Origin of the sequence: Roseovarius sp. (assembly GCF_040223625.1) — a bacterium.
GTDB lineage: Bacteria > Pseudomonadota > Alphaproteobacteria > Rhodobacterales > Rhodobacteraceae > Roseovarius.
The window spans coordinates 76,239-101,322 of record NZ_JAVKFX010000049.1 but is presented as its reverse complement, the minus strand read 5'-3'; the positions used below and the strand labels follow the sequence as shown (position 1 = coordinate 101,322).

Annotated in this window: 25 protein-coding genes; 10 read left to right on the top strand and 15 right to left on the bottom strand. The window is 68.3% G+C overall.

Annotated features, from left to right (window positions below):
- Positions 1 to 8: 8 nt before the first annotated feature.
- The gene (locus RLN94_RS15410; protein WP_350128218.1) at positions 9 to 1,154 is read right to left on the bottom strand and encodes an alpha-D-ribose 1-methylphosphonate 5-triphosphate diphosphatase; all 1,146 of its coding nucleotides are present in this window, start codon (positions 1,152 to 1,154) and stop codon (positions 9 to 11) included.
- Positions 1,151 to 1,873, bottom strand: a complete 723-nt coding sequence (locus tag RLN94_RS15405) for an alpha/beta fold hydrolase (RefSeq protein ID WP_350128221.1) — start codon at positions 1,871 to 1,873, stop codon at positions 1,151 to 1,153. Before RLN94_RS15405 ends, RLN94_RS15410 begins: the two co-directional genes overlap by 4 nt.
- A 66-nt stretch (positions 1,874 to 1,939) precedes the next feature.
- Here RLN94_RS15405 and RLN94_RS15400 point away from each other — a divergent pair, with 66 nt between their 5' ends.
- A complete protein-coding gene (locus tag RLN94_RS15400; RefSeq protein WP_350128224.1) occupies positions 1,940 to 2,377 on the top strand; it encodes an NUDIX domain-containing protein in 438 nt (145 codons plus the stop codon).
- Positions 2,374 to 2,874: a GreA/GreB family elongation factor gene (locus RLN94_RS15395; RefSeq protein WP_350128227.1), complete on the top strand. Its 501-nt coding sequence runs from the start codon at positions 2,374 to 2,376 to the stop codon at positions 2,872 to 2,874. The genes RLN94_RS15400 and RLN94_RS15395 overlap by 4 nt, the downstream gene beginning before the upstream one ends.
- A 6-nt stretch (positions 2,875 to 2,880) precedes the next feature.
- Here the strand turns inward: RLN94_RS15395 and RLN94_RS15390 are convergent, their stop codons facing one another.
- From RLN94_RS15390 to RLN94_RS15370, 5 genes are all read right to left on the bottom strand, one after another.
- Positions 2,881 to 3,720, bottom strand: coding sequence for a DMT family transporter (locus RLN94_RS15390; RefSeq protein WP_350128230.1), 840 nt, complete (start codon positions 3,718 to 3,720; stop codon positions 2,881 to 2,883).
- The gene (locus tag RLN94_RS15385) at positions 3,720 to 4,211 is read right to left on the bottom strand and encodes a GNAT family N-acetyltransferase (protein ID WP_350128233.1); all 492 of its coding nucleotides are present in this window, start codon (positions 4,209 to 4,211) and stop codon (positions 3,720 to 3,722) included. The genes RLN94_RS15390 and RLN94_RS15385 overlap by 1 nt, the downstream gene beginning before the upstream one ends.
- A complete protein-coding gene (locus tag RLN94_RS15380) occupies positions 4,208 to 5,155 on the bottom strand; it encodes a sterol desaturase family protein (protein ID WP_350128236.1) in 948 nt (315 codons plus the stop codon). The genes RLN94_RS15385 and RLN94_RS15380 overlap by 4 nt, the downstream gene beginning before the upstream one ends.
- Entirely contained in the window at positions 5,152 to 5,550 is a 399-nt protein-coding gene (locus RLN94_RS15375) for a hypothetical protein (RefSeq protein ID WP_350128239.1), read from the bottom strand. The genes RLN94_RS15380 and RLN94_RS15375 overlap by 4 nt, the downstream gene beginning before the upstream one ends.
- Positions 5,551 to 5,630: 80 nt before the next feature.
- Positions 5,631 to 6,545: a DMT family transporter gene (locus RLN94_RS15370; RefSeq protein ID WP_350128242.1), complete on the bottom strand. Its 915-nt coding sequence runs from the start codon at positions 6,543 to 6,545 to the stop codon at positions 5,631 to 5,633.
- Positions 6,546 to 6,813: 268 nt separating this feature from the next.
- Between RLN94_RS15370 and RLN94_RS15365 the strand changes: the two genes are divergently transcribed.
- The 4 genes from RLN94_RS15365 (at position 6,814) to gnd (ending at position 11,381) form a co-directional block, all read left to right on the top strand.
- Positions 6,814 to 8,007, top strand: coding sequence for an aspartate aminotransferase family protein (locus tag RLN94_RS15365; protein WP_350128245.1), 1,194 nt, complete (start codon positions 6,814 to 6,816; stop codon positions 8,005 to 8,007).
- A gap of 76 nt (positions 8,008 to 8,083) precedes the next feature.
- Positions 8,084 to 9,010: an ornithine carbamoyltransferase gene (gene argF / locus RLN94_RS15360; protein WP_350128248.1), complete on the top strand. Its 927-nt coding sequence runs from the start codon at positions 8,084 to 8,086 to the stop codon at positions 9,008 to 9,010.
- Positions 8,995 to 9,909, top strand: a complete 915-nt coding sequence (locus tag RLN94_RS15355; protein WP_350158624.1) for a DMT family transporter — start codon at positions 8,995 to 8,997, stop codon at positions 9,907 to 9,909. Before argF ends, RLN94_RS15355 begins: the two co-directional genes overlap by 16 nt.
- A gap of 71 nt (positions 9,910 to 9,980) precedes the next feature.
- Positions 9,981 to 11,381, top strand: a complete 1,401-nt coding sequence (gene gnd / locus RLN94_RS15350; RefSeq protein ID WP_350128254.1) for an NADP-dependent phosphogluconate dehydrogenase — start codon at positions 9,981 to 9,983, stop codon at positions 11,379 to 11,381.
- A 7-nt stretch (positions 11,382 to 11,388) separates the two neighbouring features.
- Here gnd and RLN94_RS15345 read toward each other — a convergent pair whose 3' ends face one another.
- The 5 genes from RLN94_RS15345 to RLN94_RS15325 form a co-directional block, all read right to left on the bottom strand.
- A complete protein-coding gene (locus RLN94_RS15345; protein ID WP_350128257.1) occupies positions 11,389 to 12,021 on the bottom strand; it encodes a hypothetical protein in 633 nt (210 codons plus the stop codon).
- 76 nt (positions 12,022 to 12,097) lie between these two features.
- On the bottom strand, positions 12,098 to 13,600 hold the full coding sequence (locus RLN94_RS15340; RefSeq protein WP_350128260.1) for an inorganic phosphate transporter: 1,503 nt from the start codon (positions 13,598 to 13,600) through the stop codon (positions 12,098 to 12,100).
- 77 nt (positions 13,601 to 13,677) lie between these two features.
- Positions 13,678 to 14,136, bottom strand: coding sequence for an NUDIX hydrolase (locus RLN94_RS15335; protein WP_350128263.1), 459 nt, complete (start codon positions 14,134 to 14,136; stop codon positions 13,678 to 13,680).
- Positions 14,137 to 14,206: 70 nt separating this feature from the next.
- On the bottom strand, positions 14,207 to 16,654 hold the full coding sequence (gene hrpB, locus RLN94_RS15330) for an ATP-dependent helicase HrpB (RefSeq protein ID WP_350060405.1): 2,448 nt from the start codon (positions 16,652 to 16,654) through the stop codon (positions 14,207 to 14,209).
- Between the two features lie 116 nt (positions 16,655 to 16,770).
- Complete coding sequence (locus RLN94_RS15325) at positions 16,771 to 17,469, bottom strand: DUF3108 domain-containing protein (RefSeq protein ID WP_350060407.1); 699 nt, start codon at positions 17,467 to 17,469, stop codon at positions 16,771 to 16,773.
- 92 nt (positions 17,470 to 17,561) lie between these two features.
- Here RLN94_RS15325 and meaB point away from each other — a divergent pair, with 92 nt between their 5' ends.
- Positions 17,562 to 18,533 (top strand): methylmalonyl Co-A mutase-associated GTPase MeaB, encoded by a 972-nt coding sequence (gene meaB / locus RLN94_RS15320; RefSeq protein ID WP_350060409.1) that lies wholly within the window; start codon positions 17,562 to 17,564, stop codon positions 18,531 to 18,533.
- A gap of 17 nt (positions 18,534 to 18,550) precedes the next feature.
- Here meaB and RLN94_RS15315 read toward each other — a convergent pair whose 3' ends face one another.
- Together RLN94_RS15315 and RLN94_RS15310 are read right to left on the bottom strand one after the other, a co-directional pair.
- Positions 18,551 to 19,777 (bottom strand): MFS transporter, encoded by a 1,227-nt coding sequence (locus RLN94_RS15315; protein WP_350060411.1) that lies wholly within the window; start codon positions 19,775 to 19,777, stop codon positions 18,551 to 18,553.
- A gap of 94 nt (positions 19,778 to 19,871) precedes the next feature.
- Complete coding sequence (locus RLN94_RS15310; RefSeq protein ID WP_350128268.1) at positions 19,872 to 20,792, bottom strand: manganese-dependent inorganic pyrophosphatase; 921 nt, start codon at positions 20,790 to 20,792, stop codon at positions 19,872 to 19,874.
- Positions 20,793 to 21,137: 345 nt separating this feature from the next.
- On the opposite strand from RLN94_RS15310, the gene RLN94_RS15305 reads away from it, so the two are divergent.
- Positions 21,138 to 21,812, top strand: a complete 675-nt coding sequence (locus RLN94_RS15305) for a DUF2161 domain-containing phosphodiesterase (protein ID WP_350128271.1) — start codon at positions 21,138 to 21,140, stop codon at positions 21,810 to 21,812.
- Here the strand turns inward: RLN94_RS15305 and RLN94_RS15300 are convergent.
- Positions 21,781 to 22,767, bottom strand: coding sequence for a TraB/GumN family protein (locus tag RLN94_RS15300; RefSeq protein ID WP_350128274.1), 987 nt, complete (start codon positions 22,765 to 22,767; stop codon positions 21,781 to 21,783). The two genes, RLN94_RS15305 and RLN94_RS15300, sit on opposite strands and share 32 nt — an antisense overlap.
- A 204-nt stretch (positions 22,768 to 22,971) precedes the next feature.
- On the opposite strand from RLN94_RS15300, the gene groES reads away from it, so the two are divergent.
- Together groES and groL are read left to right on the top strand one after the other, a co-directional pair.
- Positions 22,972 to 23,283, top strand: coding sequence for a co-chaperone GroES (groES, locus tag RLN94_RS15295; RefSeq protein ID WP_300895066.1), 312 nt, complete (start codon positions 22,972 to 22,974; stop codon positions 23,281 to 23,283).
- Between the two features lie 55 nt (positions 23,284 to 23,338).
- Complete coding sequence (gene groL, locus RLN94_RS15290) at positions 23,339 to 24,982, top strand: chaperonin GroEL (RefSeq protein ID WP_350158628.1); 1,644 nt, start codon at positions 23,339 to 23,341, stop codon at positions 24,980 to 24,982.
- Positions 24,983 to 25,084: the final 102 nt, after the last annotated feature.

Here is a 25,084-nt window from a genome sequence, read left to right as displayed (position 1 = left end):
CCTGCGGCTCAGCCCAGGAAGCGCGCAGCGGCCTCGCCCCGGAGATGGGTGATCCGGCCGCCCGAGATCGTGGCGCAGATATCGCGGGTCGTGGCGTCGAGGATGACGATATCGGCGCGCTGGCCGGGGGTGAGCCCGCCGCGATCGTCGAGGCCCAGCAGGCGGGCGGGGCCGGCGGAGACGAGGGACCAGGCGCCGGCGAGGTCGCAGACCCCGCCATCGGCCAGAAGGAAGGCGGCGCGGCGCAGGGAGGGGTAGTGGTAGTCCGAGGCCAGCGCGTCGCAGAGGCCCATGGCGGCGAGGTCGATGGCGCTGACATTGCCGTTATGCGAGCCGCCGCGCACCACGTTGGGGGCGCCGAGGATGACGCCGTCGCCGGTGGCGCGGGCGGCTTCGGCGGCCTCCTGCGTTTCGGGGAATTCGGCGAGGCGGACGCCCATGGCGTGCCAGTCGTCGCGCTGGGCTTGGGTGCGGTCGTCGTGGCTGCCCATGCGGATGCCTTGGGCGGTCAGGGCTTGTGTGAGGGTTTCGAGGGCGGCGGGTACCTCGCCAATGCGGGCGTGCAGGCCTTGCATGTATTCGAGATGTTTCTCGGGGTTGCGACCGATGCGGAGGGCCTGTCCGGTCAGGCGGGGCGGGCGTTTGCCCTTTTCCAGCGCGTCATGCGGCAGGTGGTCGTTGAAGACGACGTAAGGAATGGTGAAGCGGCGGAGCATGGCCTGCATGGCGTTGTAATCGTCGAGCATGGGCGTCTCGAACCGCAGTTGCGCGATCAGCGTGGTGTCGAGCCGGGGGCGCACGTCCTCGAGGCCCGAGAAGACGCGTTCGGCGAAGTCGGGCCCGCGCATGCCGCCCTCCCAGCTGTAGAATTGGGCAAGCACGGCGGTGGTGATGCCGTTCGCGGCCAGCTCCGCCTCGGCGGCGATCAGGCCCTGGCCGATATCCTTCATCGCGCCGCGCCGGGGCGCGAGGTGTTTCTCGAACCCGTCGCCATGGGCGTCGACGAGGCCGGGCAGGACGAGGAAGCCCGAAAGGTCGACTTCACGCGGCTGGCGCGCGTCGGTGACGCGGCCGCCGGCGAGGTTGAGGTCGGTATCAGCCAACCCCTCGGGCAGCAGCACGCGGGCCCCGGTGAGGCGGAGGGAGAGGCTCATTCGCTGCCGCCCCAGAACAGGTCGCCCAGGTCCATCTGGTGATCGAAGGCGCCGGTTTCGAGGAATTCGGTGACCTGTGCGATCACCATCGGGTTGTTCATCATGAAGGTGTGGGTGACGGGCAGTTCGATATGGTCGGCCATCCCCTCCACCCGCGTCGAGGCGACCGAGACCTTGCCGTCATCCGGCCCTTCGATCAGGGTCGAGAAATAGGGGTTGAGCGAGCGGGTGCCGGCGATCACGCCCAGCTCGAAATCCACCGGCGGCAGGCTGGCGGGGAGGCCGGCGGTGCCGGTGACAAGCTCCTGCGCGGCGGGGCCGTGGATCCACTGGAAGAGCTCGACCTCGCCCAGCTCGTCGACCAGTTCCGAGCCCTGGTTGGGGGGCGCGAGCATCACCACGCGGCCGAGCCGCTCGGGCCGGTGATCCTGAAGCCAGTAGCGCAGGAGGATGCCGCCCATGGAATGGGTGACGAAGTGCACCTGCGTGGTGCCGCAGACCCGCACGGCGAAGGGGAGGGTTTCTTCCGCGAGCTGTTCGATGGTCTGTTCGGTCGAGGGATAGTCGGAGCGGAAGGTGGTGTAGCCCTGTGCCTGCAGCGCCTCTTCCATCACGATGAAGGACGCCTCGGTGCGGGCGAGGCCGTGGAGCATCACGACGCAATCGGCGAGGGCCGGGGCGGGGAGGATGAGGGCAAGGGCGGTGGCGAGCGCTTTCATGGGGATTGAGATATAGCGATCGGCGGCGTTACAACAGCCCCTGTTGCGGAATGGAGGGGCGCGGGCATGGTACGTCTGGCGGTGCGGGCGGTGATCGTCGAGGGCGGGCGGCTGTTGCTGGTCAATGCCTATCCCGGCCGGCAGAGCGCGTTGTGGTGTGCGCCGGGCGGCGGGGTGGAGATGCACAGCTCGCTTGAGGATAATCTTGCGCGGGAAGTTTACGAGGAGACCGGGCTGACCATCTCGGTGGGTGATCCTTGCCTCGTGAACGAGTTTCACAGCGAGGCGCGGGGTTTCCACCAGGTCGACGTGTTCTTTCGCTGCCGGGTCGAGGCCGGCGAGTTGACCGATGCGTGGGTTGACCCCGAGGCCGTGGTCAACCGGCGGCGGTTCTTCACGCGGGCGGAGCTGGCGGGCATCGCGCTCAAGCCCGACAGCCTGCCGGATGTCGCGTTCGGGGGCGGGTTTCGGTATGATCCGCTGGAGGAGTTGGTGAAACCATGAACAAGGCCTTCACGAAAGAGGACGATGGCGGCGGGCCCGAGCGGCTGCCCGACCTGCCGATCAGCCCGCACCCGAACCACGTCACCCCGCGCGGGCTGGCCTTGCTGAAGGCGCGGGCCGAAGCGCTGGAGGCCGAGGTGGGACGGCTGCGGGCCGGGCAGGAGGAGGCGGGCGACCTGACCCCGCTGGCGGTGGCCGAGCGGGACTTGCGCTATGTCGAGGCGCGGATGTCGAGCGCCATTCTCGTGACCCCGCCCGAGGCGCCGGAGCGGGTGCAGTTCGGCACCACCGTGACGGTGGTGGACGAGGAGGACCGGGAGGCCAGCTATACCATCGTCGGCGAGGACGAGGCGGAGCCGGAGAAGGGGCTGATCACTCATGTCTCGCCGCTGGCGCGGGCCTTGATGGAGGCCGAGCCGGGGGACGTGGTGGACTGGGTCAAGCCCAACGGCACGGTGGCGCTGGAGGTTCTGGCGGTGCGCCCGGCGGAGGGCTGAGCCGCGTCAGCGGCGGCGCAGGACGGAGACCGCGACGCCGCCGAGAACGAGGGCCGAGGCCAGCACCGTGTCGCCCTCGAGCGTTTCGCCCAGCAGCAGCATACCGCCCGCGATGGCGATCACCGGCACGGTGAGTTGCGCCACCGCCGCGACGGAGGCGTCTAGCCGGGGCAGGACGCTGTACCACAGCGCGTAGCCCATGCCGGAGGTGACGGCGCCCGACAGGATGGCGAGCGCCACGCCGGGCATGGTGACGTCGACCGTGCCGACGGGCAGGGCGAGGCCGATCACCACGCCCACCGGGGTGGCCAGGATAAAGTTGGCCGCCGTCGCCTGAAGCGCGTCGTCGGCCCGGCGCCCGGCCAGCGAGTAGATGCCCCAGCCGACGCCCGCCGCGGCCATGAAAAGCCCGTGGCGGACGCTGACCTGCACCGGGCCCGCGGGCCAGAGGAGCCAGACCAGCCCAGCCAGCGCCAGCGCCGCGCCGATCCAGCGGCGGGGCGGCATCGCCTCGCGCGCCAGAAGGCCACCGGCGAACATGGTGACCTGCACCGTGCCGAACAGGATCAGCGCGCCGAGCCCGGCATCGAGCGCGCCATAGGCCAGCGAGAACCCGTACATGTAGACCAGCAGCGCCAGCATCCCCGCCGCCCGCGCCGGCCCGCCCAGCCGCAGCCCGCCGCGCAGGATGACGCAGAGCCCGGCCAGCATCACCGCCCCGGCAAACAGGCGGATCGTGCCGAAATCGGTCGGGCCGATATGCCCGCCCGCCAGCGCCATCCGGTTGAGGATCGAGTTGGCCGCGAAGGCCACCATCGTCAGCGCGGTGAGCAGGAGGAGCCGCATCAGAGCCCGTCGAACGGTTTGGGGTAGCGCAGGGCCTGTGCGGGGGCATCCTCGCCCGGCCCGGCCAGCAGCGTGTGCTCGAGCGGGTAGGGGGAGGTGAGCCTTGCCGCGCGGTCCTTTCGGAAGCCGGCCTTTTCGTAGAATTCCTCCTGCCCCAGGACGACCACGTACTGCCCCGTCAGCCGTGCCCATTCCGCCAGTTGCCCGATCATCCGGCGGCCATGGCCGTTCCCCTGCAGGTCGGGCGCCACTGCGACGGGGGCAAGGCACAGCCAGCCCTTCGGCGCGCGGAACGGCGAGAGGGCGTAATAGCCGATGACCCGCTCGCCCATCGGCAGCACCATCTCGCCCGCCATGTCGCCGGACGTGCGCAGCGCGTCCACCAGCCGGCTTTCGTCATTGCCGCCGAAGGCCGCGTCGAGCAGGTCGCGCACGGCGTCCTCCTCTCCCGGCTGCATCGGCCGGGTGAAGCCGGGAAAGGCGGGGGTCACGGGCGGCCCGCCATGTCGGTGAAGCCGGGTGTGCCGATCTCCTCGGGATGCGCTTCCAGGTGCCGCCGCTTGATCCCGTCGGACATGGTGCGCGAGCCGTCATGGCTCCAGCCCGGGGGCATGATGCAATACATCAGCCGGTCGCGCAGGGACAGGCCCGGCTGCGTGGCGTCGCGCCAGATCGCCACCCATTCGTGAAAGGCCACGCGCAGCGGGTTGAACGTGCCGATATTGTGGACGAGGCCGTAATCGACCTTCTCCTTCTCGTATTCGGGCACGAAGGTGCCGAACAGTTTGTCCCAGACGATGAACACCCCGGCATAATTGGCATCGAGGTAACGCGGGTTGCGCCCGTGATGCACGCGGTGGTGGCTGGGCGTGTTCATCACCGCCTCGAACCAGCGGGGCATCCGCCCGATCGCCTCGGTATGGATCCAGAACTGGTAGATCAGGTTCAGCCCGCCGCAGAACAGCACCATCGCCGGGTGGAACCCCAGCAGGATCAGCGGCGCGCGGACCAGCATCATGAAGGTGAACGTGCCCGTCCATGTCTGGCGCAGGGCGGTGGTGAGGTTGTAATGCTGGCTGGAATGGTGGTTCACGTGGCTGGCCCAGACCCAGCGGATGCGGTGGCCGAAGCGGTGGACCCAGTAATAGCGCAGGTCGTCGAGCACGAAGCACAGCAGCACCACCCAGAGGCTTGTGCCGAGGTCGAGCGGCGTGATCTCCCACAGCAGCATGAAGAAGCCATAGGCGATGAAGCCCAGCACGATGCCCGAGGCCACGTTGCCCGCCCCCATCAGCAGCGAGGTCAGCGCGTCGCGCGTCTCATACCGGCCGCCGCGGCGCTTGATCAGGATCCAGACCAGCTCGGCCAGGATCGCGGCGATGAAGAAGGGCACGGCGAAGTTCACCACGTCCGGATAGGTCAGCTCTTCGGTCATGGGCTGTCTTTCCTGTTCATCAGGGTCGGCCAGAGATCGGCCTCCTCGTCGTTCAGTCTTAACCGGATGCGGGGGGCGGCGAAATCGGGAAGATCGACGCGCAGCCCGTCCTTGGTGCGGTGGATCTCGGCGCCGCGCAGGTAACGGGCGGTCGTGTCCATCCCCATCGGCCAGACCACGCCGGCGCCATGCGCCGTCTCGATCAGGGCGGCGTGGCGGTCGTGGCTCAGGATCACCCGTGTCGGCGGGGTGTCGGGATACTCTCTCAGCCACGCGCGCCGGGCGGCCGCTTCATCCTCGAGGCGCGCCAGCTCCGACCGCCCCAGCAGATGCAGCAGGATCACGATCCCGGCAATGCCGATGACGACCATCGGCAGAAGTATCTGAAGCGGCATTCATGCCTCCCGGCCCCCTCGCGTCCAGTTAAGCCAAATGCCGGGGGCGCTTGTCAAAGGGGGCGTGGCGTCATTCCGCGTCAGCCGGGTTGCGAGGGGCGCACCGGTGGCGGCGATTTCTTCAACCGCGCCTCGCGCCAGGCCAGAAGCCCCGCGCCGCACAGGATGATCGTCGCACCGATCAGCGAAACGACATCGGGGATGACGCCGAAGACCAGCGCGTCGTAGATCGCGGCGAAGACCAGCGCGGCATAGAAGAACGGCGCGACGAAGCTGGCGTCGGCCCGCGCCATGGCGTTGACGAAACAGGCCTGCGCGGCGGCCATCAGCACGCCGATCGCGGCCAGCGCCGCCCATTGCCGCGGCTCGGGCCATTGCCACACGAAGACGGCGGCGCAGGCCGAGATCAGTAGGCCGATGGCGTTGTTGACCAGCAGGATCTGGAACGGCCCCTCGCGGCCGGACAGGCGCTTGATCAGGATCATCTCCGAGCCCATGAGCACCGCCGCACAGAGCGCGAGCATGGCGCCCAGTTCGACCACCCCGCCGCCCGGCCGGGTCAGGATGATGCCGCCCAGGATGGCGATGGCCGCCGCGCTCCAGCGGACGCGGCCGACGGTTTCGCCCAGCAGCGGGATCGCCAGCATCATCGCGAAGACCGGGTTGAGGAAGCTGATCGCGGTGGCGTCGCTCAGCGGGATGAAGGCGGCCGCCGCGAACATCAGCGTCACCCCGCCCCAGCCGAGGGCCGAGCGCGCGGCATGCAGCTTCAGGTCGGGCCGGGCGAAGCGCGGGCGCATCACGGCGGTGACCGCGCCGATGGCGAGGAAGGCGAACAGGAACCGCCCGTTGGAGATCTGCAGCGCGTGCATCTCGGGGCCCAGCGCGCCGGTGCCCAGCGCCTTGGCCAGAAGCGTTGTTCCGGCCGCGAACGCGGCCGCGCAGAGGGTCAGCAGGGCGGCAAGCGCCGGGTTCTGGTCGCGCGGTGTGAACATGGTCCGGGCTTCGCGCGAAATGCCGCGAGGGTCCAGAGGCGAAATTGTGCGCGGTACAAGTTTTCCCTTTCCCCGGCGGCAGTTCGCCGGTATGACCCCGGCCATGATCGCACGCCCCGCATACGCTGCCACCCGACACCGACGCACCCGCGCCTGACGTCCGACCGCGTTCGATCCCCGGCGCCGCCCCGTGCGCCACTCTCACATCACATTTGACTCAGGGGCCCGCCTGAGCAATCAAAGGGCCTCCATACCAGAGGATATCACCATGATCCCGTCCGTTCTGCCGACCTACAACCGCGCGCCGCTCTCCTTCGCGAAGGGCGAGGGCAGCTGGCTGATCGAGGATGACGGGCGCCGATTTCTCGACCTGGGCTCGGGCATCGCGGTGAACGCGCTGGGCCATGCCCACCCCGCGCTGGTGGCCGCCCTGACCGAGCAGGCGGGCAAGCTGTGGCACACCTCGAACCTCTACCAGATCCCGCAGCAGCAGGCGCTGGCCGACAAGCTGGTCGCCGCCACTTTTGCCGATACCGTTTTCTTCACCAATTCCGGCACCGAAAGTTGCGAACTGGCGGTAAAGATGGCGCGGAAGTATTTCCATGAGAAGGGCCAGCCCGAGAGGGTCGAAATCATCGGCTTCGAGGGCTCGTTCCACGGCCGCTCCTCGGCCGGGATCGCCGCCGCCGGGTCCGAGAAGATGACCAAGGGCTTCGGCCCCCTGCTGCCGGGCTTCCGCCACGTGGCGTGGGACGATCCGGAGGCGCTGAAGGCCGCGATCACCGACGACACCGCCGCCATCCTGATCGAGCCGGTGCAGGGCGAGGGCGGCATCCGTCCGCTGTCCGATCAGGCGCTGCGCGACCTGCGGGCGCTGTGCGACGAGCGCGACATCCTGCTGATCCTCGACGAGGTGCAATGCGGCATGGGCCGCACCGGCAAGCTGTTCGCCCATGAATGGGCCGGCATCACGCCGGATATCATGATGGTCGCCAAGGGCATCGGCGGGGGCTTCCCGCTGGGCGCCGTGCTGGCCACCGAGGAGGCCGCCTCGGGCATGACCGCCGGCACCCATGGCTCGACCTATGGCGGCAATCCGCTGGGCTGTGCCGTGGGCAACGCGGTGATGGATCACGTGGCCGACCCGGCCTTCCTCGAGGAGGTGAACCGCAAGGCGGGGCTTTTCCGGCAGAAGCTGGAAGGCCTTGTCGCGAGCCATCCGGAGGTGTTCGAGGCCGTGCGCGGATCGGGGCTGATGCTGGGGGTGAAGTGCAAGGCGCTCAACGCCGACGTGGTCAAGGCCGGCTATGACGCGGAGGTCATCACCGTGCCGGCCGCCGACAACGTCATCCGCCTGTTGCCGCCGCTTACCATTTCCGAGGAGGAGATCACCGAGGCCGTCAACCGCCTCGACGCCGCCGCCACCGAGATCGAGCTCACCGTGGCCAAGCAGACCGCCTAACTTTCACTTTTCTTAATTTACTCCGGGGGTCCGGGGGCTGGCCCCCGGATGCGCCGTCATCCAAGAGACGCAACACATGACCGATTTCCTCGACATCCACAAAACCGACCCCGCCGACCTTCGGCAGATCCTCGAGCAGGCCAGCGCCATGAAGACCGCCCGTGCCGGCCGCCATCGCGGTGCGCCAGATGACGAGCAGCCGCTGAAGGACCGGATGGTCGCGCTGATCTTCGAGAAGCCCTCGACCCGCACGCGCGTCAGCTTCGACGTGGGCGTGCGCCAGATGGGCGGGCAGACCATGCTGCTGTCGGGCGCCGAGATGCAGCTGGGCCATGGCGAGACCATCGCCGACACCGCCCGCGTGCTCAGCCGCTATGTCGACCTGATCATGATCCGCACCTTCGACGAATCCGTGCTGATGGAGATGGCGGAATACGCCGACGTGCCGGTGATCAACGGGCTGACCGACCGTACCCATCCCTGCCAGATCATGGCCGACGTGCTGACCTTCGAAGAGCATCGCGGGCCGATCGACGGCAAGAAGGTGGTGTGGTCGGGCGACGGCAACAATGTCTGTTCCTCCTTCCTGCATGCCGCGGCGCAGTTCGGCTTCGACCTGACCTTCACCGGCCCCGCCCAGCTTGACCCAGAGGACGAGTTCGTGGGGCTGGCCCGCCGCGCCGGCCGGACGATCACGATCGAGCGCGACCCCTACAAGGCGGTCGAGGGCGCCGACCTGATCGTCGCCGATACATGGGTGTCGATGCATGACAGCCAGTCCACCAAGGAACGCCGCCACAACATGCTGCGCCCCTACCAGGTGAACGAGGAGCTGATGGCCCATGCCAAGCCCGATGCCCTCTTCATGCATTGCCTGCCCGCCCACCGCGAGGAGGAGGTGACCAGCGCGGTGATGGACGGGCCGCATTCGGTGATCTGGGACGAGGCCGAGAACCGGCTGCATGCGCAGAAGGCGATCATGCGGTGGTGCCTGGGCGTGTGATCAGGGCCGCCGTCACCGGGCCCGGCCGCCTTCTGGCGGCGGGGCTGCTCATCCTGATGGGGATGATGTGGGGGCTGCAATTCGCCATGCTGAAGCTCACCTCGCAGGGTGGGTATTCCGAGATTTCCGTGGTGATGATCGCGCTGGTGCTGCTGTCGGTGGCCTTCCTCGCCATCTCGCACCTGCGCGGCGAGCATATCCGCAGCCTGCGGGGCGTGGTGCCCTTCCTGCTGATCACCTCGGTGCTGGGCTATGTCATCCCGCTCTTCGCCGCGCTGACCGCGGCGGGCGAGATCAGCACCGGGCTGCTCAGCCTGATCGGCTGTACCTCTCCGGTCGTGGCCGTCATCGTGGCGCTTCTGCTGCGGACCGAGCGGGTCTCGCCCCGGCGCATCGCGGCGGTGGCGCTGGGCGTGATGTCGGTCGCCGTGATCCTCGTGCCGCAGGTCGACGCGCCGGGTTTCGGCATGGCGCCGTGGATATTGCTGGCGCTGGTCGTGCCCATCTCCTACGGGATCGAGTCGGTCTATATCTCGCGCCACTGGCCCAAGGGCATGACCGCCATGCAGGCGGTGACGGGCGAGACCCTCACCGCCGCCGTGTTGGTCCTGCCGCTGTTCCTGGCGTTCTCGGGCGGCACCCTGCCGCTGTCGGATGGCTGGACGCTGGCCGAGACCGCGATCCTCGTCTTCGTGGGGGCGGGGGTGGTGGAAAGCCTGATCTATTTCTACCTGATCCGGCACACCGGCGGGGTCTTCGTGAATTTCGGCACCTTCGTGGCGCTATTCGCCGGCATCGGCTGGGGCATCGTGCTGTTCGGGGAAAGCCATTCGGCGATGGTCTGGGGGGCGGTGCTGTTGCTGGTGGGCTCGCTTTACCTTGTCAGCCGCGAGGGGTGATCCGCCGATCCGCTTGCACGTGGCCGCGTTTGCAATAGGCTGACCGTGGCGGAGCGGAAAAAGGCGCAAGCATGGCCAAGGCACAGATCGGCGTTTACGGGCTCGGCACGATGGGCAGCGCGCTGGCGCTGAACATGGCCGAGAAGGGGGTCACGGTCGCCGTGACCAACCGCGAGACCGACTGGATTGCCGCCTTCATGGCCGAGGCGGGTGCGCTGGCCGACAAGCTGCACCCGCATGAAAGGCTCGAGGATTTCGTGGCCGGGCTCGCCAGCCCCCGGGTGATCCTGTTCATGATCCCCTCCGGCGCGCCGATGGACGCGATGATCGAAGCGGTCGCGCCCCTGCTGGCGCCCGGCGACACGATCATCGACGGCGGCAATGCCGATTTCCACCAGACCCGCCGCCGCTCGGCCGCGCTGGCGGACCGGGATATCCACTTCGTCGGCATGGGCGTTTCGGGCGGCGAGAAGGGCGCGCGGCACGGCCCCTCGATGATGGTGGGCGGCACCGAACATAGCTGGCAACAGTTGGGAGCCATCTTGCGCGCCATCGCCGCGCAGTACGAGGGGGAGCCCTGCGTCGCCCATCTCGGCCCCGACGGGGCGGGGCATTTCGTCAAGACCGTGCATAACGGCATCGAGTATGCCGACATGCAGATGATCGCCGAGATCTACAGCCTGCTGCGCAACGGCGCGGCCTGGGCCCCGGCCGAGATCGGCGCGCTGTTCGCCGAGTGGAACAAGGGGCCGCTGCGCTCCTACCTTGTCGAGATCACCGCCGACATCCTGCAATATCACGACCCCGAAACCGGCCACCCGATGGTCGATGTCATCAAGGATGCCGCCGGGCAGAAGGGCACCGGCCGCTGGACGGTGATCGAGGCCCAGAAGATGGGGCAGGCCGCCAGCATGATCGAGGCCGCCGTGGGCGCGCGGGCGTGGTCGTCGGAGAAGGAGACGCGCCAGGCCGCGCAGGACAAGCTGGGCGGCGCACGGGGCGGGCTGGAGCTGGACGGCGCGACGCTGGCCGAGGCGATGATGGCGGCGCGTGTGCTGGGCTATGCGCAGGGCTTCCGCATCCTTGCCACCGCGTCGGCCGAGTATGGCTGGCAGCTCGATTTCGCCCGGATCGCCGAGATCTGGCGGGCGGGCTGCATCATCCGTTCGGCCCTGCTCGACGATATCGCCACGGCCTGCCGCGGAGACCTGCCGCATGGCGAGCTGATCCTCGCGCCGGCCTTCACCGAAACGCTCGGCCGCACGCTGCCGTCGCTGCGCACGGTCGTGCGCGGGGCGGTGGCGCAGGGGCACGCGGTGCCCGCGCTGTCGGCGGCGCTGCAATGGGCCGACACGATGCGGCAGGGTTTCGGCACCGCCAACATCATCCAGGCCCAGCGCGACTATTTCGGCCATCACGGGTTCGAGCGGCTGGGGCAGTCGGGCCAGCACCACGGGCCGTGGTGGGACTAGGCCGGCCTCAGTTGTCCGGCGCGCCGGGGGTGCGGCGGGTGCCTTCCATGGGCGTGTTCATCCACCGGTACAGCAGCGCCTCGTAGGCGGTGAGGCGCCGGATGGCGGTGGCCTTGTCCTCGGTCTCGTCCTCAAGCCGATAGAGCACCGTCGCCCCGGCCGGCACCGCCTCGCCCTTCAGCGTGGCAAGGGTGCGGCCGACGATTTCGGCCTCGTAGGTGAGGTTGGTGAGCCGGGCGTCGGCCGTGCGCTTGTTCTCGAGCGAGTCGAGCAGGTTGACGGTGCGCTGGCGAAGGAGCAGCAGCATCCGGAACAGGTGCATCGACATCTCCTGGCTGAAGCCATCGGCCACCACCTCGCCACCCGCCTGGTTCAGCCGGATGGCGTTCCGGAGCGCCCGGTCGGTGACCACCTTCAGGTAGGGCCGGTTGTAGACCACATAGCGTTCCGAGGGCTTGCGGGGGCGGCCATCGAGCTCAACAGTGACGGCGGGGGCGGTGAGCCGGGCGGAGGCGGGCAGGCTGCGGGTCGCGCTTTCGGGTTTCGGGCTGGCCGGGGCCGGGGCGGCCAACCCGGCCGTCAGGGCGACGGACAGCAGAAGCAACACACGGTCCTTCGAAGCAGCGTTCGTCTTGATCATCGAAGTCCCCAGCCCCCACCGGGACCACGCTACAATCCGCACCGCATCCGGTCAAACGGAGACGGTCGTGGCCCGCTCAGACGAGGACGGAGTTCAGCAGAAGGAAGATCGCCGCCGACATCGCCGCCGCCGCGGGCACGGTGATGACCCAGGCGGCGATGATGGTCATGAAGTGGCTGCGCCGCACAAGCTTGCGCCGGCGGCGCTCCTCGGGCGGCAGGCGGCGGGCGGGGCCGGCGCCCACGTTCAACGTGCGGCGGCGGCGTTCCATGTACCATTCGCGGAAGAAGCCCACGCCGAACACGCCGCCCACGGCGATGTGAGTAGAGCTGACGGGCAGGCCCAGCCAGCTTGCCACGATCACGGTGATGGCGGCCGAGAGCGCCACGCAATAGGCCCGCATCGGGTTGAGCTTGGTGATCTGGCTGCCCACCATCCGGATCAGCTTGGGCCCGAAGAGGAACAGGCCGAAGGAGATGCCCAGCGCCCCGATCACCATGACCCAGAGCGGGATCGCCACCTGTCCGGCGGCGGCGCCGAATTCCGAGGCGTGGACGATGGCGGCGAGCGGGCCCACCGCGTTGGCCACGTCATTGGCCCCGTGGGCAAAGGACAGAAGCGCCGCCGACACGATCAGCGGCAGCGCGAACAGCGTCTTGAGCGAGCGGTTGCGGTTCTCCAGCCCGCGCGACTGGCGCCGGACCAGCGGCACGGTAAGGGCCCAGCAGATCAGCCCGCCTATCAGCCCGATCAGCAGGGCGGTGCCCATGTCGATATGGATGACGCGTTTCAGCCCCTTCAGCGCCAGGTAGGCGGCAAAGGTACCGGCCATCACGCCCACCAGGATCGGCACCCAGAACCGCGCGGCGGCCAGCTTGTCCTCGCGGTAGATGATCCGGCTCTTGATCAGGGCGAGGAAGGCGGCGGCGAAGACCCCGCCGAGGACGGGCGAGATCACCCAGCTTGCGGCGATGGCGCTCATCGTGGGCCAGGAGACCGCGCCGAACCCGGCGGCGGCGATCCCTGCGCCCATCACCCCGCCGACGACCGAATGGGTGGTCGAGACCGGCGCGCCCACCTTGGTGGCCAGATTGACCCAGAGCGCGGCCGACACCAGCGCCGCCATCATCGCCCAGACGAAGCTTTGCGTCTCGGCCACGCTGGCCGGGTCGATGATGCCCTTGGAAATGGTCGAGACCACGTCGCCGCCCGCCAGAAGCGCGCCCGCCGTCTCGCAGATGGCGGCGATGACGATGGCCCCGCCCATGGTCAGCGCATTGGCGCCCACCGCCGGGCCCATGTTGTTGGCCACGTCGTTGGCGCCGATATTGAGCGCCATGTAGGCGCCGAACACCGCCGCGGCGATCACGATCAGGTTGCCGGGCTGGGTGCCGAAGAACAGCGCCGCCGCTAGGCCCGCGACCACGATGAAGGCCAGCGCGATGCCCAGCGCCGTCAGCGGGCGGGCGACATAGGCCGTGGCATACTCGACCTGCGAGATACGCCCGAGGTCCTTGTCGAGCGTCTTCCACTGGTTGGTGTCGGGCGAGTTGCTCACGCGGCGGGCCTTCCGGGTCATTCAGCTTCCGGGGCGCAGCGCTACCGGCACCGGGATGCCATTTCAACCGCCTCTGTCACAAAACAGTCACAAAAGCTTCAAAGTTGCAGCAAAAGCTCTTTCAGGCTGGGTTCTTCCACGCGGTTCGCGGCGGTGGCCGGGTCAAGCCAGAGCCGGGCGCGTTCGCGCGATTCCGGGTAGGAATCGTCCAGCTCTTCCACGTCGATGCGATAGACCTGCACCTCGACCGGGGCGACATAGCCGTCGTCGAGCCGCTTCTCGTAGTGGTACACCCCGACCGGCGCCTCGCTGACATTGGCCGACTTGACGCCGGCCTCTTCCCAGGCTTCCTCGCAGGCTGCCTCGGCGGCGTCCTTGCCATCCATCAGCCAGCCCTTGGGCATGACCCAGCGGCCGGTGTCGCGGCTGGTGATCATCAGGACTTCCGTCCCGTTTTCGCCCGCGCGACAGCACAGGGCGGCAACCTGAAGCTCCGGCGGGCGGCGGAAGAGGGGCTGCACCATCTCGGTCCAGGCTTTTTTCAATCCATCGTTCATTCGGTTTTTTGCTTCTGCTCAAGAATTTTTCTTATCCCGTTAATATAACAAAGATTTCCGGAATATCAATTCAGCCCCCGCGGCGCTTGGCGCGCAGGGTCGGGTCGGCCACGGTCGGATCCTCGGGCCAGGGGTGTTTCGGGTAGCGCCCGCGCATGTCCTTGCGCACGTCCGCATAGGAGGACGCCCAGAAGCCCGGCAGGTCCATCGTGGTCTGCACCGGGCGGCCGGCGGGCGACAGAAGCGTCACGCGCAAGGGCGTGCGGCCGACGGTGGGGTGGGTGGTCTGGCCGAACATCTCCTGCAGGCGGAGCGAGATTTCCGGGTGCTCGCCGGCATAGTCGATGGGGATGTCGCGGCCCAAGGGCGTGGTGAAATGGGCGGGCGCCTTGGCGTCGAGTTTTTGCATCCGGTCCCAGTCGAGCATGGCGCGCAGGGCGGGCAGGATGTCGAAGCGCTTCCAGTCCTGCGCGGTCTTCACGCCGGCCAGGTAGGGCAGGAGCCAGTCTTCGAGGCTGTCCATCAGGGCGGGTTCGGTCATGTCCGGCAGGTCTTCGCCCGCCTCGCGGAGCAGTTCGACCCGGGCGGTGAAGCGGCGGGCGGCGTCGGTCCAGCTCAGCCCGAGGTCGCGCACGCCTTCGAGCATGGCGCGGGCCACGGCGTCCGGCGGCGGGTCTTTCCAGACCCGGTCGTCGAGCGCCAGCGCGCCGAAGCGTTCCTGCTGGCGGGTCGCGACGCGGCGCTCGCGCCGGTCCCATTCGCAGATGTCCTGCCAGCCGATCTGGTCGGCGAAAAGCGCGCGCAGCTCGGCCTCCTCGATGCGGATCGCTTGCCGGATGCGGGCCTCGCGCCGGTCGCCGTCGAGATCGGTGGCCACGATCAGGCGGGTGCCCGACAGCGGGTCGCCCTCGGGGAGGACGGCGCCCTTGCCGCCCGACAGCACGTAGCGCGGCGCGTCGCCCTTGCGGCGCAGGCCGACGCGGTCGGGATAGGCCAGCGCGGCGGCCGCGGCGTCGCTCATCGCGCTACCTCCGGCGCGCGTCGCGGTTCTGGCGAGGCGCCTGGCCTCGGCCCGGATGCGTTCGATGACGGGGCGGCTGGGCTGGTGCGGCGAGCGGTCGGCGAAGCCTTTCGGATCGCGCACCGCCGCCAGCCTGAGCGACAGGTCGACGGGCGCGCCGCGCGGCAACGGGTCACGCTCGGCCAAGAGGGCGGCCAGCGGTGCCGCGTCGGGCCCGGCCACGGCCAGCATATGCGCGAGGCGCGGGTGCAGCGGCAGGGCGGCCAGCGCCTTGCCATGCGGCGTGATCCGGTTCTCGCGGTCGAGCGCCCCCAGCATCCGGAGCAGGGATTGGGCCTCGGCATAGCTGCCGGGGGCGGGGGGCGTGAGAAAGGCGAGGTCATCGGGCTGCGCGCCCCAGAGCGCCAGTTCCAGCGCCAGACCGGCGAGGTCTGCCGCCTCGATCTCGGCCGGGGGATAGGCGCGCAGCGCGCCCTCTTCGCCCCTGGTCCAGAGCCGGTAGCAGGTGCCTTCGGCCACCCGGCCCGCGCGGCCAGCCCGTTGCGTCGCCTCGGCCCGCGTGACCGGCTCGGTCACCAGCCGCGACATGCCCGAGGCGGGGTCGAACCTTGCCCGCCGGGATTTGCCGCCGTCGACGACCACGCGGATATCCTCGATGGTCAGCGAGGTCTCGGCGATGGAGGTGGCCAGCACCACCTTGCGGCCCGTTTCCACCGGCGCGATGGCGGCGCGCTGCTGGGCGAAGGGCAGGGCGCCGTAAAGGGGCCTGACCGCGCAATCACCGGGCAGGCGACCCTTGAGCAAACCCTCGACCCGGCGGATTTCGCCCTCGCCGGGCAGGAAGACGAGGATGCCGCCCTCGGTCTCGCCCGCCGCCTGCGCCACGAGGTCGGCCAACGCCGCGTCGAACCGCTCACCCTTGCGCAGGGGGCGGGGGAGGTGGCGGATATCGACGGGGAAGCTGCGACCCTCGGAAGTGATGACCGGCGCGCCCATCAGCTCGGCCACCGGTTCGGCGTCGAGCGTGGCGGACATGGCGACGAGGATCAGGTCGTCGCGCAGCGCCCCGGCGATCTCGAGGCAGAGGGCGAGGCCCAAATCGGCGTTGAGCGAGCGTTCGTGGAACTCGTCGAAGATCACCGCGCCGATGCCGGTGAGCTCGGGGTCGGACTGGATCATGCGGGTGAGAATGCCCTCGGTCACCACCTCGATCCGGGTGGCTTTCGAGACTTTCGCCTCGCCCCGCACGCGGTAGCCCACGGTCTCGCCTGCCGGCTCGCCCAGCGTCGCCGCCATCCGTTCTGCCGCCGCCCGCGCGGCCAGCCGCCGCGGTTCGAGCATCAGGATGCGGCCCCCGGTCAGCCCGGCCGACAGCATCTCCAGCGGCACGACGGTCGTCTTGCCCGCCCCCGGCGGCGCCTGCAGCACGGCCCGCCCGCCGCGCCTCAGCGCGTCGATCAGGGGCGGTATCGCCTCGTGGATGGGCAGCGTGGTCATGCGGCCGGGTTATCGGTGATCGCGACGCGAAATTCCATAGGCCGTGGCGCGGGGCCGTGAAGGCGGGATTTTGAGTATTTTAGCCAAGAAGAAGCGCAGGCGTGGCGCAATGGCGGTCAGCGCCGGTCCATCACCGCGGGGCCGAGCTTGGTGTCGAAGGCTACGCGTTCCGCGCGCATCACGTCGCCGGCGGGCACGTAGGTGACGGTGATGCCGACATTGCGCTTCTCGCGCTCGCTGTCGGAATAGCCCGCCACCCGCCGGTAGGAGCCGTTGCAGGTGATCGTGTCGCCGCTGGGCTGCCGGCCCTTGAGCGTGATGACTGCGTGGCGGTGACCGTCATAGACATCGGCCTCGAAACGGCAGACCTCGTCGCGGGGCTGGTCGCGCAGGGCGACGTAGAGCAGGGTCAGCGGGTCGATGGCGCTGGTCAGTTTCGAGGTATCGGCGGGCGGCGCGCTGCTGCCGGTGTCGCCCGAGATCAGTCGGGGCTGGCCCGGCGCGAACTGGACCTGCACGTTGGTCACCCGGCTGCCGTCGTCGATCGCCTCGGAATAGGTCTGGGGTCGGAATGCCCCGCCCGCCACGCGGCCCTGAACCGAGACGTCGGCGCGCACCTGCTTGAGCGCGCCCACCACGCCGGCAGTGCGGAACCGGGTGCGGGCGGCATAGGCCCGGTCGGTCACGTTGGCCGCGATCTCGATCGTGCCGGCCTTCAGCCCCAGAAGCCGGACCTCGAACCGCATCGAGGAGGGATCAGCGGCCTGCGCCGCGCCGGCCAGCAGGGCAAGGACGCCCGCAATCAGTGTTCGCATCACGTAACCTCATTCGCCGCGCGCCCCGCTCTGGACATCCGCGCCCCGGCCAAGGCATTAGGAACCGTAAGACCAATGCACGAGCGGCGGCCATGGATATTGCACAGCTAAGTGACAGAATTATCAAGGGGGATCGGCGCGCCTTGTCACGGGCGATCACCCTGATCGAGAGCGGACGGGCGGATCACCGCCTAAAGGCGGGCGAGCTGATGGAGGCGCTGAAGGGGCAGGGCGAGGCGATCCGCGTCGGCCTCTCGGGCACGCCGGGCGTCGGCAAATCCACCTTCATCGAGGCGTTCGGCACCATGCTGACGGCCGAAGGTCTGCGGGTGGCGGTTCTGGCGGTCGATCCCAGCTCGACCCGCTCGGGCGGCTCGATCCTGGGCGACAAGACGCGGATGGAACGGCTCAGCCGCGATCCCAACGCCTTCATCCGCCCCTCGCCCAGCCAGTCGCACCTGGGCGGCGTGGCGCGGCGCACGCGCGAGGCGGTGGCGGTCTGCGAGGCGGCGGGCTTCGACGTGGTGCTGATCGAGACGGTGGGCGTGGGCCAGTCCGAGACGGTGGTGGCCGAGATGTCGGACCTCTTCATCCTGCTGCTGGCGCCGGCGGGCGGCGACGAGCTGCAGGGGGTCAAGCGCGGCATCATGGAGATGGCCGACATGATCCTGATCAACAAGGCCGATGGCGACCTGAAACCGGCGGCCACGCGCACCTGTTCCGACTATACCGGCGCTTTGCGCCTGCTGCGCAAGCGGCCGCAGGACCCGGATGGGTTTCCCAAGGCGATGATGGTCTCGGCCCAGCAGGAGGAGGGGCTGAAATCGGCCTGGCAGGAGATGACCGCCCTGACCCACTGGCGCCGCGAGAACGGCCATTTCGCCGCCCGGCGCGAGGCGCAGGCGCGCTACTGGTTCAACGAGGAGGTGAAGCAGGGCCTGCTGGCGCAACTCGAGACGCCCGAGGCGAAGGCGGCGATGGCGCAGGCGGCCGAGGATGTGGCCGACGGCCGCGCCACGCCCACCAACGCGGCGCGGGAATTGCTGGAGAAGTTGCGGGGCTGAGCGCCGGAGCGGCTGTCTTACCCCGGCTCGGGCAGTTGCAGGTCCCCCTCCACGCCCGACATCGGCACCGGGGCATAGGTGGTCTTCTGCTCGGGCTCGATCCCCTTGGTCACGGTCAGGCGGAACACCGCGAAGAGCACGATCACCGCCTGCGCCGCGCTGAGCGTCATCAGGAAGCCGGTGGGCCCGAACGCATCCATCGCCGCGCCGCCGATGAACGGCCCGGCGGCGGCGCCGATCCCCTGCATCAGCACGATCCCGCCCGAGGCCGCCAGCAGCGAGTCGGCGGGCGCCCGGTCGTTGATATGCGCGACAACGACCGAGATCGTCGGCAGCAGCAGCCCGCCGATCAGGGCCGCGATGGCGATGCTGACGGCAAAGCCCTGTACGTTGACGCGCGACAGGATCGCGATGATGAGCGTGGCCGCCAGCGCCACGGTGATGCACACCCAGCGGCGGTCGATCCGGTCCGAAAGGGCGCCGATGGGGAATTGCAGCGCCAGCGCGCCGAAGGTCGCCGCGGCCATCAGGTAGGCGATCTCGGAGGCCGAGAAGCCGATCCGCTGGGCGAAGACCGGCGCCAGCCCGAGGAAGGTGCCGAGCGACGCGCCGGCCATGGCCATGGCGATCGCCCCGAAGGGCGAGATCTGCCACAGGAGCTTGATCGAGGGCCGCTGCTGGGCCACGTCCGGCACCGGCGCCTTCGCCTGGCTGAGCGCGGTGGGCACGAGGGCCATGGAGAGCCCGACCGAAACGACCAGAAACAGCAGGAAGCTTTCCGGCGGCGCCGCGTCGAGCAGAAGCTGGCCGCAGACCCCGGCGGCCATGCCCACCATGGCATAGACCGACAGAAGCCGACCGCGCTCATGACTGGCGACGGAGGCGTTGAGCCAGGATTCCACCGCGATAAGCAGCCCGGCAAAGCAGAAGCCGGTGATGGCCCGCACCAGCACCCATGTGACCGGGTCGATCAGGATCAGGTGCACCAGCGCCATGGCCGAGGCGACCGAGGCCAGCGCCGCGAAGGTGCGGATATGCCCCACCCGCTCGATCAGCCGCCCGGCCAGAAGGGAGCCGAGGCCCATGCCGACATAGAAGCCCGACATGACCAGACCGATGGCCGTGGCACCGAACCCCTCGATATCGGCCCTGAGCGCCAGCAGCGAGCCTTGCAGGCCGTTGCTCATCTGGAGCATGAAGAAACCGAGCAGCAGGGCGGAGAGGGTCACAAGGGTGCGTCGCATCGCTGGGTCAACTCATCCCCGGCGCTCCGTGTTCCTGAGCTGCCAACGCAAAAGGGCGCCCGAAGGCGCCCTCTCATCAATCCTTGGCTGGCTCTCAGACCGCCAGGTTCGGGATGATCTGCTTCTTGCGGCTCATCACGCCCGGCAGGACAACCGTGTCCCCCGAAACCGAGGCGCCGAAGCTCTTCTCGGCCACGGTTTTCACCAGGTCGTTCGGCACCAGCAGGGTGGCTTCTTCCTTGAGGATATCCACCACGAAGAGCAGCACCTGGTCGACGCCGTCTTCCGAGGCCACGCCGGTCATGCTCTCCACCAGGCTGTCCTTGCGCGACAGAACCATCTCGGGCGCGGTGGTTTCCAGAACCGAGACGCGGAATTTCTTGCCGCCCACCTCGTATTCCTTCGAATCCATCCGCAGCAGCTCGGCATCCGAGAAGGCCGACACGTCGGACTTGGCGGCGAACATCTCGGCGGCGTAATCCGACACCTTGATCCCGAGGTCGCGGGCCAGTTGCTCGGCCACGGCCTTGTCATGGTCGGTCGTGGTGGGCGAGCGGAACTCCAGCGTGTCCGACAGGATGCAGGTCAGCGCGGCGCCCTTGGCCCAGTCGGGCATGCGGTCGGCATCCTCGCCCATCAGGTCGACCATGATCGTCGCGGTGCAGGCCAGCGGGCGCACGGTGATGTCGATCGGGCCTTTCGTCTCGAGCCCGCCGACCAGCTTGTGATGGTCGATGATCGCCTGCACGTCGGCGCCGTTCACGTTGGCGGGCAGCTCGGCGGGGTTGTTGGTGTCGACGATCACGCAGGCCTGCCCGTCTTCGACGTCCGAGATGATGCGCGGCTTCGGCAGGTCCCAGCGCTCGAGCATGAAGGCGGCCTCGGTATTGGGCTCGCCCAGCAGCACGGCCTCGGCATCGATGCCCTTCACCTCCTTGAGGTACCACGCCCACAGGATGGGCGAACCGGTGGAATCGGTGTCGGGGGATTTATGGCCGAAAACAAGCGTCGTCATTTGGGGATTATCCTGTCTGCGATGAGAATTTGCGCGCCTTATAGGCATGTCGCGAAGGCTTGTCACTACCGATGCTGCGGTGCAGCATCATTTTGCCCGCCACCGTACGGATCGCCGTCTATCCCAGCTCCATCGTGGCAATCGCCTGCAGGGTGGGGCCGGTTTCGGGCGGCTGGCCGCGATACATGCGGGCCAGCTCTGCAGCGCTCATCGGGCGGGTGACGGGCGTGTCGGTCATGGCGGTCTCCTCCCGTAGCCCCGCAACGGGGTCGCCCTGCCACGCCGCCCGCTCAATCGCATTTCCCGCATTGGCAAGCCGCCCCCGGCCCGGCTACCCTGCGGCTCATGAGCAGACTGGCCGAAACCGCCCTCTACCCGCCCGTCAAGGCATGGCTCGAAGCGCTGGGCTACGAGGTCAAGGCCGAGGTCGGCCCGGCCGATGTCATGGCCTGCCGCGATGGCGAGGAGCCGCTGCTGGTGGAGCTGAAGACCGGCTTCTCCCTTACCCTCCTGCAACAGGCCGTGGCGCGGCAGGCGATCTCGGATGCCGTCTATGTCGCGGTCCCGCGCTGGCAGGGCAGGGCGGGGTGGCGCGCCTTCAAGGGCAATTTGGGCCTGTGCAAACGGCTGGGCGTGGGCGTGTTGAGCGTCCGGGCCGAGGATGGCTTCGTGCAGGTCCATGCCGACCCGGTGCCGTTCCGGCCGCGCAAGTCGCAACGCCGGCGTGCGCGGCTGCTGACCGAGTTCGCCCGCCGCGAGGGCGACCCCAACGCGGGCGGCACCCGCGGCGCGATCATGACCGCCTACAAGCAGGACACCCTGCGCATCGTCGCGCATTTGGCGGCAAACGGCGCCTGCCGCGGGGCGGAGGTGGCCAAGGCCACGGGCGTCACCCGCGCGACGCGGATCATGGCCGACAACCATTCCGGCTGGTTCATCCGGGTGGAGCGCGGGCTTTACGGGCTGAGCGACGCGGGCGGCCTCGCCGTCAGGGACGAAGCGGAAGCCTTTCAATCGTGAAGCCTTCCTGCTCCAGCAGGTAGAGGATGCCGATCTCGCCCGGCAGATGCCCGGCCCCCGCCGCGAGCACCACATTCTGCCCCGCCACCTCCGCCAGCAGCGTCTCGACCCACGCCGCATTGCGCTCGGTCAGGAAGACCTCCTCCAGCCGCGCGAAATCCTCCTCCGCCGTCGGTCCGCCGTATTTCAGCGACACGGCGCGCGAGAACTCCCACATCAGCGCCACCTCCTGCTGCAGGTAGCGCTCGCGGATCGTGTAGGACATGTCGTTCGCATCGCCCGGCCAGGCCAGCGTCATCCGGATCATCTCGATCTGCTTCTCGGCCGGCTCGGTGTCGAGCGTCGCCAGCACCTCGGCGAAATCCTCCAGCGAGCGCGTGCCGAGACCCTGCTCGGCGGCGTATTCGCCGACCATCTCGTCGATACCGCCGCCTTCCAGCCCGCCGTTCCGCGCCTCGCACGGGCCGATCCCCAGCATCATCGCCGCCCAGAGCGGCTTGAACTTTGCGGCCATGAAGCCGGGGATCATCCGCGCCTCCATTTCGGCCTTGAAATGCTGCCAGTCGGCCTCGCCCAGCAGGTCGGGCAGGGTCTCGCCCTCGGTGATGAACATGATCGACGGGTCGCGGGCGATCTCGGTCTGGAAGCCCTTCTGATCCTCCAGCGACATCTCCAGATAGACGGCATCCGCGGCATCGATCAGCGGCTTCAGACGTTCCAGATGGGCGTCGGTCTCGGCATGGCGGAAATGGTAGGTGCCGAAGATGGTGATCTCCGTCTCGCCCCTCTCGGCCCGCCACAGCAGGCCCTCGGGATAGGGAGTGGCGTCGGCGCGGGTCTGCACCGCCTGCCGTTCGGCCTCGGGCATGGCGTCGATCAGATCCTTGCCCTCGCACAGCGCAATGGCCGCAACGGGTTGAACAACCAACAGAATCACGGCAACAAGACGCAGCATGCAAACTCCTTTCGCCCCCCGTTCGGCGAAAGCCTATTGGCCCCATGCGCCGGCCGCAAACCCTCTTTCAAAAAAATGCATCACGGGATGTTGACAGCTTCGCGACCAGACCCTAGCTATTCGCCGTTAGCACTCACCACCGACGAGTGCTAATCGCCCGGGACGGGGCGATTGGAGGAAACTTTGAGCCAAGGAGCCAAAGCAATGGCATTTAAACCGCTGCATGACCGCGTGCTTGTCCGCCGCGTTGAGAGCGAAGAGAAAACCTCTGGCGGGCTGATCATTCCCGACAGCGCCAAGGAAAAGCCGCAGGAAGGCGAAGTCGTTTCCGTGGGCGCAGGCGCCCGTGACGAAGGCGGCGCGCGCGTCGAGCTCGACGTCAAGGCCGGCGACCGCATCCTGTTCGGCAAATGGTCGGGCACCGAGATCACGCTCGACGGTGAAGAGCTGCTGATCATGAAGGAAAGCGACATTCTGGGCATCATCGACGGTGACAAGGCCGCCAAGGCCGCCTGAACGCCCCGGTTCGTCTAACTGACCCAACGACAACAAGATTTCAGGAGCAACTGACATGTCTGCAAAAGACGTCAAATTCAACACCGACGCCCGCAACAAGATGATGCGCGGTGTCAACACGCTGGCCGATGCCGTCCGCGTGACCCTCGGCCCGAAAGGCCGCAACGTGGTTCTCGACAAATCCTTCGGCTCGCCCCGCATCACCAAGGACGGTGTTTCGGTCGCCAAGGAAATCGAACTGGAAGACAAGTTCGAGAACATGGGCGCGCAGATGGTGAAGGAAGTCGCCAGCCGCACCAATGACGAAGCCGGCGACGGCACCACCACCGCCACCGTGCTGGCCCAGGCGATTGCCAAGGAAGGCATGAAAGCCGTGGCCGCCGGGATGAACCCGATGGACCTCAAGCGCGGCATCGATCTTGCCACCGCGAAGGTCGTCGAGCACATCAAGAACCTCGCCCGCGAAGTGAAGGACTCGAGCGAAGTCGCCCAAGTCGGCACCGTGTCCGCCAACGGCGAATCGGAAATCGGCCAGATGATCGCGGACGCGATGCAGAAGGTCGGCAATGACGGCGTCATCACCGTCGAGGAGAACAAGGGCCTCGAAACCGAGACCGACGTCGTCGAAGGCATGCAGTTCGATCGCGGCTACCTGTCGCCCTACTTCGTGACCAACGCCGACAAGATGACCACCGAGCTGGAAGACTGCATGATCCTGCTGCACGAGAAGAAACTCTCGTCGCTCCAGCCGATGGTGCCGCTGCTCGAGTCGGTGATCCAGTCGCAGAAACCCCTGCTGATCATCGCCGAGGACGTGGAAGGCGAAGCGCTGGCGACCCTCGTGGTCAACAAGCTGCGCGGCGGCCTCAAAATCGCGGCGGTCAAGGCACCGGGCTTCGGCGATCGCCGCAAGGCCATGCTGCAGGACATCGCGATCCTGACCGGCGGCCAGGTCATCTCGGAAGACCTCGGCATGAAGCTGGAAAGCGTCACCATGGACATGCTTGGCCAGGCCAAGAAAGTGTCGATCACCAAGGACGAGACCACCATCGTCGACGGTGCCGGTGAGAAAGCCGAAATCGAAGCCCGCGTCAGCCAGATCCGCAAGCAGATCGAGGACACCACCTCGGACTACGACCGCGAGAAGCTGCAGGAACGTGTTGCCAAGCTGGCCGGCGGCGTTGCCGTCATCCGCGTCGGCGGCATGACCGAAACCGAGGTGAAGGAGCGCAAGGACCGCGTCGATGACGCGCTGAACGCCACCCGCGCCGCGGTTCAGGAAGGCATCGTTGTCGGCGGCGGCGTGGCCCTGGTTCAGGGTGCCAAGGCGCTCGACGGCCTCGAAGGTCAGAACCACGACCAGAACAACGGCATCGCCATCGTGCGCAAGGCGCTCGAAGCCCCGCTTCGCCAGATCGCCGAGAACGCCGGTGTCGACGGCTCGGTCGTGGCAGGCAAGATCCGTGAATCGGACGATCCGAAGTTCGGCTTCAACGCGCAAACCGAGGAATATGGCGACATGTTCTCCTACGGTGTCATCGACCCCGCGAAGGTCGTCCGCACCGCGCTGGAAGACGCCTCCTCGATCGCCGGTCTGCTGATCACCACCGAAGCGATGGTTGCGGACAAACCGCAAAAGGAAGGTAACGGCGCAGGCGCCGGCATGCCCGACATGGGCGGCATGGGCGGCATGATGTAATCTGCCGAAGTCTGCGCACGAAATACGAGGGGCCGCCTTTCGGGGCGGCCCTTTTTCTTTGTGGTGCCGCTGGCAGGGAAAAGCCGATGCGCCTTGATTGTA